The sequence below is a fragment of the Hymenobacter agri genome (assembly GCF_054778495.1).
In genome coordinates, this window is sequence record NZ_BAAGZM010001086.1 from 1 (window position 1) to 850 (window position 850).

An 850-nucleotide genomic window follows, 5' to 3' on the forward strand; every position below is an offset into this window, starting at 1 on the left:
CACAAACAGGCCCGCGCCGATGATGCCGCCCACGCCCAGCACGCCGAGGTTACCGGCGCCCAGCGTACGCTGCAGGGTGCCGTGCCCGGTCGAGTTGGCCTCGCCCAGCAGCACGGCCAGAGGTTTTTTGGCGAAAATACTTGCCATGTGTAAGGGTATGTATGAGAAAGAAAAAGTGGGAATGGGAAGAAAAAAACGAACCCAACGCACGTGTTTGCCCCGCCAAAACGGACCGCCCACGGCAGCGGGGCCGAAATATAGGCAGATATTTGCCACCGCTTCCCGGCCGGGGCAGCTGGAGCAGTTGGCGCGCTCCTTGCCTGGCGCCCCCGTGCGGCCACCCGACGGCCCCCGTCAGCCATGGCGGGTCGCGTTTTTTTCCCTTATTCGCTTCATGAAAAACCTCCTCTTCCTTCTCGCTGCCAGCGGAGCTACCACCTTCGCGGCCCACGCCCAAACCCCGGCCCAGACGCCGGGCGCCGCCCCCACTACCACCATTGTGCGCACCGTGCCGCCGGCCGGCGGCATCCAGCAAACGCCTGAGCAGATGGTGGCTCGCCGCGTGCAGTACCTCGGCACCGAGCTGGGCCTGAGCGCCGAGCAGCAAACCAAGCTACAGCCCATTCTGCTGGCCCAGCGCGAGCAGATGCAAACCTTGCGCGAAGGCCGCGTGACCAACGGCCGCCGCTACGGCTCGCCGCAGGACATGAAAGCCGCCGAAGCCAAGTTCGACGAGCAGCTGAAAACCGTCTTTACGCCCGAGCAATTCGCCAAATACACCCAGATGAAGGCGGACCAGGCTGGTAAGCTGCCCGGCGGACCGCGCCGCGCCATGCGCCCCGGCGCCCGC

1 protein-coding gene is annotated in these 850 nt (G+C 65.5%); it reads left to right on the forward strand.

Annotated elements, in window-relative coordinates; translation table 11 throughout:
- Positions 1-394 precede the first annotated feature (394 nt).
- Positions 395-850, forward strand: a 456-nt coding sequence (locus tag ACYVDE_RS24625; protein WP_460504156.1) for a hypothetical protein, incomplete at its 3' end; no start/stop codon positions are given.